The organism is Croceicoccus gelatinilyticus, from assembly GCF_018398395.1.
GTDB classification, from domain to species: Bacteria; Pseudomonadota; Alphaproteobacteria; order Sphingomonadales; family Sphingomonadaceae; genus Croceicoccus; species Croceicoccus gelatinilyticus.
This window is the reverse complement of record NZ_JAHCBF010000007.1, coordinates 48,329-64,704: the sequence shown is the minus strand read 5'-3', so window position 1 is coordinate 64,704 and position 16,376 is coordinate 48,329. Positions and strand designations below refer to the sequence as shown.

Sequence of the window (16,376 nt, the reverse complement as noted above, 5' to 3'; positions counted from 1 at the left end):
TTTCTGACAGTTCGCTGTCCGAACGGCGACGCCTCTATGACCAGCAGATGACGGTTTTGTTACAGTAGAGCGTGCAGGCCATTTTACGCTCGGGATAATCCCGGCGAACACTGTAATATTTGGGAAATAAAATTACGCGACTTAAGCTGCCGCGACAGTCTCTGCCGGGCGATGGCGAGGGAATCGGACCGTGATCGTGGTGCCGAATCCCACATTGCTGTCGATTTCCATCCGTCCGCGATGCCGTTCGACGATGTGCTTCACGATGGCAAGGCCAAGCCCCGTACCCCCGACCGCACGGCTACGCCCCGGATCGGTGCGATAGAAACGGCGGGTGAGGTGCGGCACGTGCTCAGGCGCGATGCCTTCGCCGCTATCGGTCACCTTCAATTCGAAGATGTCGTCCCGGCGCTGCACCGAAACGCGAACCGGTTCGCTGTCCGATCCATACTTGAGGCCGTTTTCGACCAGGTTGCGGGCCAGCTGATGCAACTGCTGTTCGTCTCCGCGGACGGGCATTGGCACTTCGGCGCGCTCGAAGACGATACGGTCCTTGCCGTGGAGCGATTGCATGCCGAACACCAGCGATTCCATGCTGGTGCCGAAATCGACCACCGTGGCGGGAAGGTCGTGCTTTTCCGCCTCGATACGCGACAGGCTCATCAAGTCCTCGACCAGAGCCTGCAGGCGTTTGCCCTCGCGTGCGATGGTCTCAAGGAAACGTTTGCGCGTCTCCGGTTTCATAGGGCGGACCTGCTCTTCCTCGTCCGCGTCGATCAGCGTTTCGACATAGCCGATAATGGAGGCGAGCGGCGTGCGCAGTTCGTGGCTGGCGTTGGCGACGAAATCGGTATGAGCCCGGCTGATGTCGGCCTCGGCCGTGCGGTTTACCAGTTCGATCATCGTCTTGGTGGCATCGACGGGGCGTAGGGAGACGGCCCAGACACTGCGCGGGCCGGTGAGGCCGCGAACGATCGCTTCGCCGCCCTTGTCGCTTTCGAGCAGGCGGACTGCCTCCGGGTGGCGCAAGGCGACGCGGGCGTCCTGCCCGACGACGTGGGGGCCAAGCACTTCGCGCGCCGCGCCGTTGGCAAGCACGATGCGGCGGTTTTCCATGACGAGGTAAGGCAGGCTGAGCGGTTCGATCAGTTCGCGCATGCGGTCCTGCGTGATCGCCATGCCATCGTCGCGCATACGTTCACGCTCAGGCGCGGGGCGCAGGACGAGCAGCGAGCCGCACCAGACGATCCACAGCGCGAAGCTGACGAGGAAATCGTAAGTGACGAGCAGCAGGACGATCGAGCCTGCCGTGGCAAGCGTGAGACCGGCCCAGGGCATGGAGCGTTTCACCATGCACCTCGCACGTTGGTCGGAGCCGAAATACTGGCAGCGGGAATCACGAATCCACTTGTCACGGCGACAGGCTGTAGTGCGGCAAAACGCGCCGCGCCACTGTCATAAAACCGTAATGTGGAGGAGGAGACTGGTGACCCCTACGGGAATCGAACCCGTGTTTCAGCCGTGAGAGGGCCGCGTCCTGACCGCTAGACGAAGGGGCCGTGCCATGCCGGGGCAAACGCCGCGCCGGGAAGGCAAATACTGCACCGCGTGGTGACCCCTACGGGAATCGAACCCGTGTTTCAGCCGTGAAAGGGCCGCGTCCTAACCGCTAGACGAAGGGGCCACGTCGCGGTGCAGGCCGGCCATCTACGAGTGCATTCGCGGACGGTCAAGGGGCCTTTTGCACTTTTATTGCGCGGACCGAAAAATGTTTGTCGGCAAAGCCGCTCAATCCGCGAAAGCCGCGTCCTCGACATGCAGTTCTGCTGCAGGGACAGAGCCCCAGTCATCGATCTTGGGACGCCCGACAAGCCACAGGCTACGCCCGCGAGAAGCGTGGAGCAGGGCCTGACCCAAATCGCTTTCCTCTGCACGGAAAGCGATTCCCTTGAAGCGAGCGCCGTCCTGTCCGGCGGCGATCAGGCGGACGTGGCCATTGCCGACGACATCTGCCTTCACCAGCTTCACTGGCCCGACCGCAATGCGCGGCGCGGGCCAACCCACGCCGAACGGGCCCGCCGATTCGAGCAATTCGACAAGATCGGGTTGCAGCCCACGCGGGCTGACCGAAATATCAACGATAGTCGCCTGTGAGGCACGCGCGCGGTCCACGTCGCGGGCAAGCTGGCTGTCCAGCCAGTCAGCCAGCGCATCGATCCGGCTTTCCTCTACCGTCAGGCCTGCCGCCATGGCATGGCCGCCACCCTTGGCCAGCAGGCCGTGTTCCCGCGCGGCGATGATGGCAGCGCCAAGGTCGACGCCCGAAAGCGAACGGCCCGACCCCTTGCCTTCGCCGTTCTCGTCGACGGCAATCACAATGGTGGGCTTGCCCGCCTTTTCCTTGATGCGCCCCGCAACGATGCCGATGACGCCCGGGTGCCAGCCCTTACCGGACAGGACGAGGACCGATCGGTTGTGCTGGCCTGCAAGCTGTTCTTCCGCCGCTGCCTGAACCTCCGCCTCGATCGCGCGGCGTTCTTCGTTCAACCCGTCGAGCCGGGACGCAATGTCCTGCACCTCGGGCAAGTCCTCACCCGTCAGCAGGCGAACGCCCAGTGTCGATTCTCCGACGCGGCCGCCGGCATTGATGCGGGGGCCAAGGGCAAAGCCAAGATCGCTGCACTGCGGAGCACGCTTGAGCCGGCTCGTGTCGATCAGCGCGCTAAGGCCCACATTGCGGCGATGCGCCATGATCTTGAGACCCTGCGCCACGAAAGCGCGGTTCAGGCCATGGATCGGCGCGACGTCGGCCACCGTGCCGAGCGCGACGAGATCAAGCAGGCCCATAAGGTCGGGGGCAGGGCGGTTGGCAAAGAAACCTTGGCCGCGCAGTGTCCGAACCAGCGCAACGCCAAGCAGGAACGCGACACCCACTGCCGCCAGATGCCCATGCGACGCGGCCTCGTCAGTCGAATCGAGGCGGTTCGGATTTACCAGAGCGACGGTTTTCGGGTTCTCCGCCGCGCACTTATGATGATCCACCACAATTACGTCGATGCCCGCGTCATGCGCCATGGCCAGCGCCTCATGCGCCATCGCGCCGCAATCGACAGTCACGATAAGGCTTGAGCCTTGCTCGCCAATCTTGACCAGTGCCTCGCCCGAAGGTCCGTATCCTTCGAGCAGGCGGTCGGGAATGTAGTGCGACGGGTTGGCGCCCAGTTCGCGCAGCAGGCGGATCAGCAGCGCGCTGCTTGTCGCACCGTCAACGTCGTAATCGCCGTAGATCGTGATCGCCTCACCTGAAACGACGGCCTGTGCCAGTCGGTCAGCCGCCACGTCCATGTCCGCGAAGATCGAAGGATCGGGCAGAAAATCGCGGATGGTCGGATTGCGGTGCCGTTCGATATCCTCGAGCGGAACCCCGCGTGAGGTAAGCAGCTGCATAACGAGATCATCGCCCGCCATACCGCCGCCAGAACCGAGCGCCATGTTCCCGCCACGCCAGCGCCATGCCTTGCCGCTAAGCGACCGTGTTACGCCGCATGCCGCGCTGTCGAGTTCGTGATGTCCTGCTACCGATGCCATGCCCCGCAGATACAGTAACGCAGGCACCCAGCGCAAAGGTTGACGCAGACTGCTTCCACGCCTTTCCACGGGGCCGATCGACCTGCTAGCGATATGGGCTATGAGCACTGAAGCACATCTGCTGATCGTCTGGCATTCGCGCACGGGCGGCGCCGAGGCGATGGCGCGTGCGGTGCTGGATGGCACGGCGGATCGGGCAAGGTTGCTCTATTGTGACGAGGCGGGGCCTGATGATCTGATTGGTGCAGGGGCCTATCTGTTCGTCTGTCCGGAAAACCTGGCCACGATGTCCGGCGCGATGAAAGAATTCTTCGACCGCTGCTACTATCCGGTGCTGGGCAAGATCGAAGGGAAGGCTTTCGCCACCGCCATTGCCGCCGGTTCGGACGGGGAAGGGGCCACGCGTCAGATCGACCGGATCGCCAAAGGGTGGCGGCTGAAACGCGTGGCCGATCCGCTGATCGTGAACTTCGACGCGCAGACGCCAGAGGAAATCATGGCGCGAAAGACACTTGCAGACGACGATGCAAGCACGTGCCGCGAATTGGGCGCGGCGTTGGCAGAGGGTCTGTCGCTCGGCATTTTCTAGATGTGGCGCGCTTGTCGCGGGGACGTGAATTTTATGTCCACATCGGATACAACAACAGGGTAAGGTCTCGACGGCGTAACGGAGGAATTGCATAGCGTCGCCAGAGCGCGACGGGAGCGCGGGACGATGAACGGCAACGCACCAACTTCAGATCAGATGACGCCAGCTTCGCAGGCTTGCTTTCGCTTCTGGTTTGATGACGCGGAAAGCGCCGCTGACATTCTGGCCAGGCATTTCGGCGCTGACACCCTGCCAATCACGATTAAGCGTAACGGCATGGATCTGCACCTGGCACCTGCCAGCGGCAACATCGACACGCCGCAATACATTGCCACCAACCCCATCGATCTGCCCGACGGCCCCTCACTCGAACTGAGACTGGTCGAGGGCGGTTCTGCTTCGTTTTTGACTTCGGTTAAGGCTTTGTCAGCGCTTGCTGCCGAAATCGCACGCAGCGCTCAGGCAAAGGCGATTGGCTGGTCTGAAGCTGGGACGATTACTGGGAGCGAGTTTTTTATCAAAGTCGTACAAAGCTGGGAAGACGGCGGTGCTTTCCCGGCGATGGTGCTTGTCGCTCTTCAGGGTGATGGCGATGGCGGACTGATTACGAGGGGGCTCTCCCCCTTCTGCGAACAAGAGCTTGTCCTCGATCTCGCGCCCATGCCGATGCCGGAACAGGCAAAGATCGCGATCCGCATGATCGACCATCTCGCTGCCGAGGGTGCCGTTACGGAAAACGAGATTGTCGAAGTCGACGGTTTCGGCTCGTTCGAGTTAGATCCTCGCGACAGTGGTAAGAAAATTTACCTTAGACGGTCACCTTTTCCTTAAACCTGCCTTCCCAAGAAGCGGCATGGGAAGGGGGACGTCGCAGACTTGCCGAAGGCCGGAACCGGTGCGCCGGTTTGCCAGTGTGAACAGGCGGGGCCGAACCGGCTATCGCAGCGGATGGCAAAAACACCACCTGTTGCCGCGCCAGACATTCGGCCGTCGCAGTTTCGCGGCGATGTTCTCCTTGATTTCTCCGCATGGAGAGTGGTTCGACGATTTCAACGTGAACGGCGTTTTGCTGCCGGGCACGGAGGCGGCAGCTCTAGAGCGGTTTTCGTTCATTCCGGTTCATATCCGCACGAGCTGAAGTAGTTGGCGCATTCGTCTGGCTGGAAGATGTCGATGAGCTTGCCGATCAGGTCCCACAGGCCGCTGACGGTTCGCTCACCCGCCTTTCGGAGCATGGCCTTGAGCCGGGAGAACGCCTTCTCGATCGGATTGAAGTCCGGGCTGTAGGGCGGAAGGAAGCGCAGGGTTGCGCCGGCTGCTTCGATCCGCTCACGCACCGATGCGCGCTTGTGGCTCGACAGATTGTCCATGATCACGACATCGCCAGGTCGAAGCTCGGGTATGAGAACTTGCGTCACATAGGCCTCGAACCAGTCGCCGTTGATCGGACCATCGAGCACCATTGGCGCAACCATTCCGCTCATGCGCAGCCCGGCGACCAGCGTGGTGGTTTTGCGGTGACCATGCGGGAAGCCCATCCGCAGACGCTCGCCCCTGGCGCAGCGACCGTGGCTGCGGGTCATGTTTGTGGCAGTCCACGTCTCGTCGATGAACACGAGGCGCTCCGGTTCCAGATCGAGCTGGCCGTTGAACCACTGCCGCCTCTGCTTCAGGACATCGGGACGGTCCTGCTCGATCGCGTGCCCGGTCTTTTTTTACGCGTGATCCCGTGGCGTTGGAAGAAGCGGTGCACCGTGCCGATCCCGACCGACGTGCCGCGCTCCATCAGCCGCGCCTGGACCTCGACTAGGGTCATGTCACCCTGCTCAGCAATCAACTCCCGGATGAAGCCGCCATGCGCCTCGATCTTGCCCGAATGCCGGTCACCGCCGCGCGGTTTTGCAACGGCCTGACCAAGCTCAAGTGCCCGTTGCCGCCAGCGGATCGCGCTCGATGCGCTGACCTCAAAATGCATCGCAGCCGCACGGCAGCTCATGCCCCCATCAATCGCAGCAATAACTCTGTCTCGAAGGTCCTGTGAAAGCGTTCGTGCCATCCAAGCTGGCCTCCTGCCACCAGCAGGTAGCGTGAATCACATCAGCGCAGCAATGGGAATCCCCGTTGAGTCAGATCGTGTGGAAACCGCTCTAAACGCCCGGCTGCCGCTGCATCGCGGACCTCACAGGGTGTACAACGAACTGGTCTTTGAAAGGGTCGGCGCAGTTGAAATGGAGTGGTCGCACACTCGCAGTCGTGATGAACTGCTTGCACGGGATGTCGCCCTGGCGCGCATCCGTCTTATCCAACGCGGTCTGGCGCGTGGGCTGGAGAGGGGCGGCGATGGGCCGTTCGTGCTGAACCGGCGCGACCCGATCGGGCGCGACAAGGACTATTCCGAACTGGATGCGATGGCCGACGTGCTTTGGGGCGCGGTAGGCAGCCTGTAGCCGTGTCGGCGACAGGTGCTCCCGTCGCCGACATCAACCAGGTTATTCGGGGCGCGTCGCGTTTGCGGCGCTGAGAATGGCGCGCACGCCCGCGGTCGCAACGTCGGCACTGATGCCAACGCCCCAGACGATATCGCCCGCCTCGGTCATGCACTCGACATAGGCGGCTGCGCGTGCGTCCGAACCCTTGGAAAGGGCGTGTTCGGAGTAATCGAGCACTTCGAGTTTCATCCCGAACGCGTCCGACAGCGTTGCCACCACGGACGAGATAAGCCCGTTGCCACGGCCCGATACCGTACGCTCCTTGCCGTCCTCGCTGATCGTGCCGGAGAACACCCGCGTGCCGTCCTTGGCGCGCTGCTCTTCATAATCGACGAGCTGGAAGTGCTGCGGACGCGACAGATGGTATTCGTGGCGGAACGTCGTCCAGATATCCTCGGCATTCAGCTCGCGCCCGGTTTCGTCGGCCATTCGCTGCACCGCCTTGGAGAAGTGGGCCTGCATCCGCTTGGGCAGCTTCAGGCCCTTGTCCTGCTCCAGCACCCAGGCAAAACCGCCCTTGCCGGACTGCGAATTGACGCGGATCACGGCCTCGTAATTGCGGCCGAGGTCGGCAGGGTCGATCGGCAGGTAAGGCACGCGCCACTGCTCGTCGTTCTGCTTGTCGTGCGCCTCGAAGCCCTTCTTGATCGCGTCCTGATGGCTGCCCGAAAACGCGGTGAAGACCAGTTCGCCGCCATAGGGGTGGCGCTGGTGGACGGGGATCTGGTTGCAGTACTCGACCGTCTCGATCACCTCGTCGATGTCCGAAAAGTCGAGGCCGGGATCGACCCCTTGCGTGTACATGTTGAGCGCCACGGTCACGAGGCAGCAGTTGCCCGTCCGCTCGCCATTGCCGAACAGGCAGCCTTCGACGCGGTCCGCGCCCGCCATGATGCCCAGTTCCGCCGCAGCTACGCCGGTGCCGCGGTCGTTATGCGTGTGCAGCGATACGATCGCGCTCTCACGGTTGGGCAGGTTGCGGCAGAAATACTCGATCTGGTCGGCGTAGATGTTGGGTGTCGCACACTCGACCGTTGCCGGCAGGTTCAGGATGATCGGACGTTCGGGCGTAGGCTGCAGGATCTGCATCACCGCCTCGCAGCACTCAATCGAGAAGTCGAGTTCGGCGGTGCTGAACGTCTCCGGCGAATATTCGAAGTGCCAGTCGGTGCCGGGGCGCTTGCCCGCTTCGTCACGGATGACCTTGGCGCCAGCCTGGGCGATGCCGCGCACTTCTTCCCTGCTCATCTTGAACACGATGTCGCGCCACGCGGGCGAGACCGCGTTATAGACGTGCACAATCGCCTGCTTCGCGCCTTCGAGGCTGTCGAAGCTGGTGCGGATCAGGTCCTCGCGGCTCTGCGTCAGGACCTGCACCATGACGTCGTCGGGAATGCGGCCCGAACGCACGAGGTTCTGGATGAAGTCGAATTCGGTCGCACCGGCGGCGGGGAAGCCGACTTCGATCTCTTTCAGGCCGACCTTGACCAGCAGGTCGAAGAAGCGGTTCTTCTTCACGCTGTCCATCGGATCGATGAGCGACTGATTACCGTCGCGCATGTCGGTGGAGAGCCAGCGCGGCGGCTTGGTGATCGTGCGCGAGGGCCACTGGCGATCGGCGATGTCGATCTGCGGAAACGCGCGGTATTTGCGCGAGGGGTCTTTCAACATCCCGGTAGGCGCCTGGCCGGTAGTAGCTTGGGTCATGACAGGAACTTCTTGGCTAATTCGACTGGGTAAGGTGGCTTTCGATCCCCCGGGCGACAGGTGCGCCGCCAGCGGACAGCGCAAGGGTCACGCCCGAGGGCGAGTAAGTCGAAGCAGCAGGCCTAGGGCCGTAGGGGCGTAAATCGCTGTCATTTCGAAAGCGGCTATGGTCGCTCGATTCCTCTTTGTCCAGACCCGAATCTGGCGGATTTCTGCCAGATAGTAACGTTTGAAACCTGAAGAATTCGATTACGACGTGACACGGGGGCCGAGGGTCAGCCGCCCGCGCCTTGGAGCAGCGGCGTTACGTCAGCCCCTTGCGCCTGCAAACCCTCGATCACGTTGGTCTGCGTGCGGGCGAGATCGGCCTTTGCAGCAAGGACCTTAAGATCGGCCAGCGCTTTGCGGTCGTGGACTTTGCCCTGCGCGATGACCAGCGCGGGATCCGAGAGCGTTGCGAGCGACTGCGCAGGATCAGCGTCGAGCAGGAGCAGGTCGGCGGCACAACCTGCGGCAATGCAAGCATGCGTTTCAGCCTCCTTAAGAACGTTGGCTGCGTTGACCGTGGCGGTTTTCAAGACTTCAAGCGGAGACAGTCCAGCCTCGGCCAGCAAGTTCAACTCGTCGATCAGCGAGAGCCCCGCCGGGTTTGCATAAATGCCCGCATCGCTTCCGGCGACCAGCGTCACTCCGGCATCGTGCATGGCCTTGGTCATCAGCTTGTAGAACTCGAACGCCTCGCGCGCGCGGGCGACGTTTTCGTTTGTCCAGCGGTCGTAGTTCTCCTGCTCCTGCGTGACGAGCATGGGATTGAGCCACTCGGTGCCGGGGCGCGAGACATATTCGCCTTTGGTCTCTGCCGTGCGCAGCAGGTTGTAGAACGCGACCAGCGTGGGATCGACCGCAACGCTTGCCACGGCGATCTTTTCCGCGAGCGCCTTTGCCGCATAAGGATCGCGTCCGTCGCGAAGACCATGCCAGACGATGCTTTCGGTATGTTCGAGGGTCACGAAACCCTCATCGAGCATCTCTTCGAATGCAATATCGAACGCCTTCTCGTAAGGCATCCCTGCCGTGCGGCGGCCTTCGGGCGTGTGGCCCATGATCGTCATGCCAAGCATATCGGCCTCGGCCTTGATACCGTGCCAGGCCTCCGGCGTGAGGTTCGAGTAGACCTTGATCCGGCGAAATCCGGCTGCGTGCTGGCCGCGCACGGCTTCGCGGGCTTCGGCTTCGGTGTCGACGTATTGATGGATGATCTGGCCGTTCGGGCCGTGGCTGTTGAGGATCGGGCCCGTCGTGATCAGGCGCGGTCCGGCAAGTTCTCCGCTCTCGATCCGTTCGATAAGACGCAGATGGAACGGCATGCCCGAGGCATTGCGCACGGTCGTTACCCCGTGCGCGAGATTGGCGGCCAGTTCCGCCTCGTCCCAGATATGCACGTGCATGTCGTAAAGGCCGGGCATCACTACGCGGCTTTCGCCGTCGATCACGCGGGCATCTGTGGGGGCCGCAGTCTCGTCCATCGCACCGACCGAAACGATCGTGCCTCGATCGATGAGGATGGATTGTCCGGCGACAGGCGACGGCTCTGACGCGTTCAGATCGAGGACCTGCACATTTCGAAGCAGGACAGGCTCTGCCGCAACCGGTGCAGCAGCTATCAGCGTAAGCCCCGCGAATAGCGGACCCGTGATCCGAAATTTCATGATTGCCCCCAACTTGCCGACCCGATCGCAGGCCTAACGCAAGGGGCGGCATTTGCGAAGGGGGTGGTCCGGCGCGACGGGGGAACGCGCCGGACCGGGGGACATTACTGCTTTTCGAAAGCGATCGTGATGTCGAGTTCGACCTCGTCAGACACCATCGGAGCAAAAGTCGTGATGCCGAACGTGCTGCGCTTCAGCATCGCGCGGCCTTCGAAGCCGACGGTTTCGGCCTGGCTCATCGGGTTTGCGCCCGCGCCAGTGAACTTGGCACTGATCATCACGGGAGCGGTCACGCCATTCATGGTGAGATCGCCGACGATCTGTGCGGTCGTATCGCCAGTCGGCGTGACGGAAGTCGAGACGAAGCGGGCAGGGGCCGGTTCCGGGCCGAAGAAGTCGGGTGCCGCACCATCCGAACCGGGGCGCAGGAGGTGTTCCTTCAGGCCTTCCGAAGCCAGCGCAACCGACGCGATCGGGATCGTGACGTCAAGCTGCGCGGCAGCGGGATCGGCCGGATCGAGGTCCAGAGTGCCGGTCACATCGCCGAAAATACCGAAGTAGTCGTTGAAGCCAAAGTGGTTCACGCGCCAGCCGACGAGCGTGTGGCTGGGGTCGGTCGCGTACGTGCCAGCGGTCACGCGCGAGACGTCGACGACGCCGGGCAGGCTGGCTTCTTCGTGGTTGTCGGCAAGGACGGGGGCAGCCACGGCGAGGCCGGCGGCAGCGAGAATTGCAGTAGTGGTCAGTCGCTTCATCGGGTTTCCCTTTGTTGAGTTTGCACTCCCGAAAGGGAAATTGGGCGAGCCATCGCTCGCCTTCAATTAGGTACAACGGTGTAACCGCCCGAAAAATTTGCGTGTATCAACGAAAAGACCCGCCGGATCACAGTGATCCGGCGGGCCGTTCTGTCCGTCAATCCGCGCCGAAGCGCGAAAGGATCAGTTCTTTTCCTTGTCGACCAGCGCGTTCGCACCGATCCACGGCATCATCGCACGAAGCTTGGCGCCGGTTTCCTCGATCTGGTGGCGCTGGGCCGCCTTGCGCGAAGCCTTCAGTTCAGGCTGGCCGGCGCGGTTGTCGAGGACGAAGTCCTTCACGAAGCGGCCCGACTGGATGTCTTCCAGAACGCGCTTCATTTCCTTCTTGGTTTCGTCGGTGATGATGCGCGGGCCGGTCTTGATGTCGCCGTATTCGGCGGTGTTCGAGATCGAGTAGCGCATGTTGGCGATGCCGCCTTCATACATCAGGTCGACGATCAGCTTCAGTTCGTGGAGGCATTCGAAATAGGCCATTTCCGGGGCGTAACCGGCTTCGACCAGCGTTTCGAATCCGGCCTGGACCAGCGCGGTCGCGCCGCCGCAAAGCACGGCCTGCTCACCGAACAGGTCGGTTTCGCATTCCTCGCGGAAGTTGGTTTCGATGATGCCCGAACGGCCACCGCCAACGGCGCTGGCATAAGCAAGGGCGACGTCATGTGCGTTGCCGCTGGCGTCGTTTTCGACCGCGATCAGGCAGGGCACGCCGCCACCACGCTGGTATTCGCTGCGCACGGTGTGGCCCGGGCCCTTCGGCGCGATCATGATGACGTCGATGTCCTTCGGAGCCTCGATCAGGCCGAAGTGGACGTTGAGGCCGTGCGCGAAGGCAAGGGCCGAACCCGGCTTCATCTTGCCGGCGATGTCGTCGTTGTAGATCGCGGCCTGGTGTTCGTCGGGGGCGAGGATCATGATGAGGTCGGCCCACTCGGCAGCTTCCGAGTTGGTCATGACCTTGAAGCCTGCGCCTTCGGCCTTCTTGCGAGTGGCCGAACCTTCGCGAAGAGCGATGGCGACTTCCGACACGCCGGAATCGCGCAGGTTCTGGGCGTGGGCGTGACCCTGCGAACCATAGCCGACGATGGCGATCTTCTTGTCCTTGACCAGGTTCAGGTCGCAGTCGGCGTCGTAATAGACTTTCACTTCAATTCCCCTTGGCTCTTGGCCTGCTGGTATGGCTTGGCCGCCGGATTACGCAGCGGCGCATAGCTGTGTTGGATGGTTGCTTCAAATGTATCGTTTGGAACGAAATCAGGCCCCGTTCACGCCGCGCATCATGCCCACGATGCCGGTGCGGCCTACTTCGACCAGACCTAGTTCGCGCATCAGGGCAACGAAACTGTCGATCTTCTCAGGGGCGCCGGTGATTTCGAAGATGAAACTCTCGGTCGTGGAATCCACCACCTTGGCGCGATAAACGTCGGCAAGGCGCAGCGCCTCGACCCGGTTGTCGCCCTTGCCGGCAACTTTCACGAGCGCGAGTTCGCGTTCGACGTGCGGGCCCAGTTCGGTAAGGTCCGAGACCTTGTGAACCGGCACCAGCCGTTCGAGCTGCGCATGGATCTGGTCGATCACTGCGGGCGGACCGTGGGTCACGATCGTGATCCGGCTGACGTTATGGTTTTCCGAAATGTCGGCAACCGTCAGCGAATCGATGTTGTAGCCGCGCGCGGTGAAAAGGCCCGCGATCTTGGCGAGGATGCCGCTTTCATTGTCGACGGTGATGGCAAGGACGTGGCGTTCCTGCTCACGATGCTGGATCTTCATCAGACGGACGCCTTCGCTTCGGCAGTGACTTCGCGCTGCGTGTCGTCGCCGTACATGATCATTTCGGTATGCGGCGCACCCGACCGGAACATCGGCAGGCAGTTCGCCAGCTTGGCAACGCGGCAGTCGACGATGACCGGACCGTCATGATCGATCATGGCCTGAATGCCGGCGTCCAGATCGTCGAGATTTTCGATCACGATGCCCTTCCAGCCATAGGCCTCGGCTAGCTTCACGAAATCGGGCAGCGAGTCCGAATAGGAGTTCGAATACCGCGATTCATAGGTCAGTTCCTGCCACTGGCGGACCATGCCCATGTATTCGTTGTTCAGGATGAAGACCTTGACCGGCAGGCGATACTGGCTCGCCGTGCCGAGTTCCTGGATGTTCATCTGGATCGAGGCTTCGCCCGCAACGTCGATGACCAGCGCCTCGGGATTGCCCAACTGCGCACCGATCGCGGCGGGAAGGCCGTAACCCATCGTGCCGAGACCGCCGCTCGTCAGCCACTTGTTCGGCGCGAAGAAGTGGAAGTGCTGGGCCGCCCACATCTGGTGCTGGCCGACTTCGGTCGTGATGATCGGATCGTACTGCTTGGTCAGCTCGAACAGGCGCTCGATCGCCAGCTGCGGCATGATCTCTTCTTCGGACTGCGGATAGGCGAGCGAGTTGCGCGCGCGCCAGCCGTCGATACGGGCGTACCATTCCGACAGGTTCTGGGCCGAAGCGTCGCTCGATTTCCACTCGTCAATCATCTGCCGCAGGACGAGCGTGCAGTCGCCGATGATCGGCAGGTCGACCTGAACCGTTTTGTTGATCGACGAACGGTCGATGTCGATATGGATCTTCTTCGCGTTCGGGGCGAAATCCTCGATCCGGCCGGTGACACGGTCATCGAAGCGCGCGCCGACGCTGATGATGAGATCGGCACGGTTCATCGCCATGTTGGCTTCGTACGTGCCGTGCATGCCCAGCATGCCCAGCCACGCCTTGTTCTGCGCGGGAAAGGCGCCAAGGCCCATCAGCGTGCTGGTCAGCGGCGCACCGCACAGGTCCTGAAGCTCGCGCAGCAGTTCCGAAGCCTCGGGCCCGGAATTGATGATGCCGCCGCCGGTATAAAGAACCGGAGCCTCGGCCGCGGCCAGCATGGCAACGGCTTGGGCGATGGCTTCGGGCGCGCCGGTCGTCGGCGGGTTGAAGCGCGAGCGCGGTTCCGTCTGGTTGGCAGGCGCGCTGGCGACCTGAACGTCCTTCGGAATGTCGATAACGACAGGGCCGGGGCGGCCGGTCGTGGCGATCTTGAATGCCTCGTTGATCGTCGCGGCAAGGTCTGCCGGGTCCTTCACGAGGTAGTTATGCTTCGTGCAGTGGCGCGTGATGCCGACCGTGTCCGCTTCCTGGAAAGCGTCGGTGCCGATCATCGCGGTTGCGACCTGTCCGGTCAGGACGACCATCGGGATCGAGTCCATGAAGGCATCCGCAATGCCGGTGACCGCATTGGTCGCGCCGGGGCCCGAGGTGACAAGAACAACGCCGGGCTTGCCGGTCGAACGTGCGTAACCTTCGGCAGCATGTGCCGCGCCAGCTTCGTGCCGCACGAGGATGTGGCGGATGCGATTGTCGTTGAACAGCGCATCATAGATGGGAAGCACGGCGCCGCCGGGGTAGCCGAAGACTACTTCGACTCCCTGTTCGACAAGGGTGTCCATCAAGATGTCGGCGCCGCTGCGCTCGGTCACTGTTCGTCTCCGTCAACAAAGGGGTCGGTCAAGAAAATGGGCCCGAGTGACGTGCACTCGAGCCTCTCTCTCCCAACCCAAATTCAGGGGCGAACTAAGCGACACAGAATATCATGTCAACCGCAAATCACGTAACAAAGTTGCTATTATATCATCTCTGGTGAAATTTTTAGCATAAAAGCGGGTCCAGCCTTCGGGTGGCTGGTGGCGGAACCAGGTATATTGCCGCTTGGCATAGCGACGAGTCGCCTGCGCCCCGCGGTTTGCGGCCTCCTGCTCGTCGTAAGATCCATTCAGCAGGCCTGCGATTTCGGGCACGCCAATGGCGCGCATGACGGGCAGGTCCGGGTCTAAATCGCGGGCCAGCAGGGCGCGGACTTCCTCGACGGCGCCCAGTTCGAGCATCAGGTCGAAGCGCCGGTCGCACTTTTCATAAAGCGTCTCGCGCTCGGGGATCAGGATCGCGGCGGTGAGTTCGATGCGGTCGCCAATCCCGCCTTCCAAACGCTGCTGCCAATAGGCCATGGGGTGTCCCGTACTGCGCACCACTTCGAGCGCGCGTGCGACGCGGGTTGTGTCGGCGGGGTTCAGGCGTGCCGCAGCCTCTGGGTCTTCGGAGGTGAGAGCTGCGTGCGCGTCGGCCACGTCGAGTGAGCGGATTTCCTCGCGGATGGCGGGGTCGATCGCGGGGATCGGGGCAATGCCGTCGATCAGGGTGCGTAAATAGAGGCCTGTGCCTCCGACGAGGATCGGCATACGATCTTCGGAATGCGCCTTGGCGATCTCCTGCTTCGCCCGCGCTGCCCAGTCTGCGGCGGAGCACGGGTCAGCTCCGTCCCATGCGCCGAACAGGACATGGCGCACGCCGCGCATTTCCTCTTCGCTCGGGCGGGCCGAAAGAACGCGAAGGTCGGCATAGACTTGCGCGCTGTCGGCATTGATCACGGTGGCAGGCAGACCGGCCTTTTCCGCCGCGAGCGCAAGGTCGACAGCGAGATCGCTCTTGCCGCTGGCGGTCGGCCCTGCAATGAGCGCGACCCGAGGCTTCTCGCCATTGTTGGAGCGGCCGGAATCGAAGGAGATAGCGTCCGTGCTCATTGCCCGGCTGATAGCAGAACCGGCCATCTTGGAAACCGCGCTCGACAAGGCGGGCAAGGCGCTGGCCAAAAAGGGCTGGACCATTGCGGGGGCGCAGATGCTCGATTTCTGCGGCGACGTGCTGGAAATCGCGATGGCCGACGGCAATCCGGGCGAAGTACGTGCGATCCTGGACGAGGCTTTCGGGCCCTGCGACCTCTTGATGTCCGACCGCGAGATCACGGTGCCGCAGCTGTTCGTGTCGGACATGGATTCGACCATGATCGGGCAGGAATGCATCGACGAACTGGCCGACTATGCCGGTATCAAGGACCAGATCGCCGAGATCACCGAACGCGCGATGCAGGGCGAACTCGACTTTGCCAGCGCACTGACCGAGCGGGTTGGACTTCTCGAAGGGCTTGAGGAAAGCGCGATAACCCGTTGTCTTGACGAACGCATCCGTCCGATGTCGGGCGCGCGCGTGCTGGTCGAGACTTTGAAATCACGTGGTTGCCGCACCGTGCTGGTGACGGGTGGTTTCCATTCCTTTGCCGATCCCGTGGCCGACATGCTTGGCTTTGAACGCGTCGTGGGCAACGTGCTCGGCGTCGACGGCGGCAAATTGACTGGCAAGCTGGCGGCAGAGATCGTCGATAGCGGGACAAAACTCGCCACGCTGAACGAGGAATTGGGGCGCTTGGGCAGCGGCGCCATCAGCCTTGCGACGGGTGATGGTGCCAACGACATTCCGATGATCGAGGCAGCGGATTACGGTGTGGCCTATTACGCCAAGCCCAAGGCGAAGTCTGCGGCCAACGGCTGGATCGAGCGGGGTGACCTGACCGATCTGCTCAAGCTTCTTGGCGTGCCGCAGAGCGACTGGGTCGAATAAG

Annotated in this window: 15 protein-coding genes and 2 tRNA genes; 5 read left to right on the top strand and 12 right to left on the bottom strand. The window is 62.4% G+C overall.

Features of this window, described 5'->3' with window-relative positions:
* Window positions 1-141: 141 nt before the first annotated feature.
* The 4 genes from KIH45_RS14940 to recJ all read right to left on the bottom strand — a co-directional run bounded on the left by KIH45_RS14940 (window position 142) and on the right by recJ (window position 3,588).
* Window positions 142-1,353: an ATP-binding protein gene (locus tag KIH45_RS14940; protein ID WP_213176840.1), complete on the bottom strand. Its 1,212-nt coding sequence runs from the start codon at window positions 1,351-1,353 to the stop codon at window positions 142-144.
* A 131-nt stretch (window positions 1,354-1,484) separates the two neighbouring features.
* Window positions 1,485-1,559, bottom strand: a tRNA-Glu gene (locus KIH45_RS14935).
* A gap of 50 nt (window positions 1,560-1,609) precedes the next feature.
* A tRNA-Glu gene (locus KIH45_RS14930) sits at window positions 1,610-1,684 on the bottom strand.
* Between the two features lie 104 nt (window positions 1,685-1,788).
* The gene (gene recJ, locus KIH45_RS14925; protein WP_225899959.1) at window positions 1,789-3,588 is read right to left on the bottom strand and encodes a single-stranded-DNA-specific exonuclease RecJ; all 1,800 of its coding nucleotides are present in this window, start codon (window positions 3,586-3,588) and stop codon (window positions 1,789-1,791) included.
* A gap of 100 nt (window positions 3,589-3,688) precedes the next feature.
* Between recJ and KIH45_RS14920 the strand changes: the two genes are divergently transcribed.
* The 3 genes from KIH45_RS14920 to KIH45_RS14910 all read left to right on the top strand — a co-directional run bounded on the left by KIH45_RS14920 (window position 3,689) and on the right by KIH45_RS14910 (window position 5,315).
* Window positions 3,689-4,177, top strand: coding sequence for a flavodoxin family protein (locus KIH45_RS14920; RefSeq protein WP_213176839.1), 489 nt, complete (start codon window positions 3,689-3,691; stop codon window positions 4,175-4,177).
* A gap of 126 nt (window positions 4,178-4,303) precedes the next feature.
* Entirely contained in the window at window positions 4,304-5,008 is a 705-nt protein-coding gene (locus tag KIH45_RS14915) for a hypothetical protein (RefSeq protein ID WP_213176838.1), read from the top strand.
* Window positions 5,009-5,072: 64 nt separating this feature from the next.
* Window positions 5,073-5,315 carry a hypothetical protein gene (locus KIH45_RS14910; RefSeq protein WP_213176837.1) on the top strand — a complete coding sequence of 81 codons (243 nt, stop codon included), beginning with the start codon at window positions 5,073-5,075 and terminating at the stop codon, window positions 5,313-5,315.
* Here the strand turns inward: KIH45_RS14910 and KIH45_RS14905 are convergent.
* Window positions 5,287-6,233, bottom strand: a protein-coding gene (locus tag KIH45_RS14905; RefSeq protein WP_213176836.1) for an IS630 family transposase whose coding sequence is annotated in 2 segments (ribosomal slippage) — window positions 5,287-5,894 and window positions 5,894-6,233 — 948 coding nt in all. Because the reading frame shifts where the segments join, the coding sequence is not laid out codon by codon here. The genes KIH45_RS14910 and KIH45_RS14905 overlap by 29 nt on opposite strands.
* Here KIH45_RS14905 and KIH45_RS19490 point away from each other — a divergent pair.
* Window positions 6,172-6,624: an AHH domain-containing protein gene (locus KIH45_RS19490; RefSeq protein WP_337925495.1), complete on the top strand. Its 453-nt coding sequence runs from the start codon at window positions 6,172-6,174 to the stop codon at window positions 6,622-6,624. The genes KIH45_RS14905 and KIH45_RS19490 overlap by 62 nt on opposite strands.
* 42 nt (window positions 6,625-6,666) lie before the next feature.
* Here KIH45_RS19490 and leuA read toward each other — a convergent pair whose 3' ends face one another.
* The 7 genes from leuA to miaA all read right to left on the bottom strand — a co-directional run bounded on the left by leuA (window position 6,667) and on the right by miaA (window position 15,501).
* The gene (gene leuA, locus KIH45_RS14895) at window positions 6,667-8,337 is read right to left on the bottom strand and encodes a 2-isopropylmalate synthase (RefSeq protein ID WP_213176927.1); all 1,671 of its coding nucleotides are present in this window, start codon (window positions 8,335-8,337) and stop codon (window positions 6,667-6,669) included.
* A 311-nt stretch (window positions 8,338-8,648) separates the two neighbouring features.
* The gene (locus tag KIH45_RS14890; RefSeq protein ID WP_213176834.1) at window positions 8,649-10,082 is read right to left on the bottom strand and encodes an amidohydrolase family protein; all 1,434 of its coding nucleotides are present in this window, start codon (window positions 10,080-10,082) and stop codon (window positions 8,649-8,651) included.
* A gap of 104 nt (window positions 10,083-10,186) precedes the next feature.
* Window positions 10,187-10,837 (bottom strand): YceI family protein, encoded by a 651-nt coding sequence (locus KIH45_RS14885; RefSeq protein WP_213176833.1) that lies wholly within the window; start codon window positions 10,835-10,837, stop codon window positions 10,187-10,189.
* 183 nt (window positions 10,838-11,020) lie between these two features.
* Window positions 11,021-12,040 carry a ketol-acid reductoisomerase gene (gene ilvC, locus KIH45_RS14880; RefSeq protein WP_213176832.1) on the bottom strand — a complete coding sequence of 340 codons (1,020 nt, stop codon included), beginning with the start codon at window positions 12,038-12,040 and terminating at the stop codon, window positions 11,021-11,023.
* A gap of 108 nt (window positions 12,041-12,148) precedes the next feature.
* Window positions 12,149-12,664 carry an acetolactate synthase small subunit gene (gene ilvN / locus KIH45_RS14875; RefSeq protein WP_213176831.1) on the bottom strand — a complete coding sequence of 172 codons (516 nt, stop codon included), beginning with the start codon at window positions 12,662-12,664 and terminating at the stop codon, window positions 12,149-12,151.
* Window positions 12,664-14,373, bottom strand: a complete 1,710-nt coding sequence (ilvB, locus tag KIH45_RS14870) for a biosynthetic-type acetolactate synthase large subunit (protein WP_237688785.1) — start codon at window positions 14,371-14,373, stop codon at window positions 12,664-12,666. Before ilvB ends, ilvN begins: the two co-directional genes overlap by 1 nt.
* Before the next feature lie 141 nt (window positions 14,374-14,514).
* Window positions 14,515-15,501: a tRNA (adenosine(37)-N6)-dimethylallyltransferase MiaA gene (miaA, locus tag KIH45_RS14865; RefSeq protein WP_213176829.1), complete on the bottom strand. Its 987-nt coding sequence runs from the start codon at window positions 15,499-15,501 to the stop codon at window positions 14,515-14,517.
* On the opposite strand from miaA, the gene serB reads away from it, so the two are divergent.
* Window positions 15,494-16,375, top strand: coding sequence for a phosphoserine phosphatase SerB (gene serB / locus KIH45_RS14860; protein ID WP_337925493.1), 882 nt, complete (start codon window positions 15,494-15,496; stop codon window positions 16,373-16,375). The two genes, miaA and serB, sit on opposite strands and share 8 nt — an antisense overlap.
* The last annotated feature ends 1 nt before the right edge of the window (window position 16,376 follow it).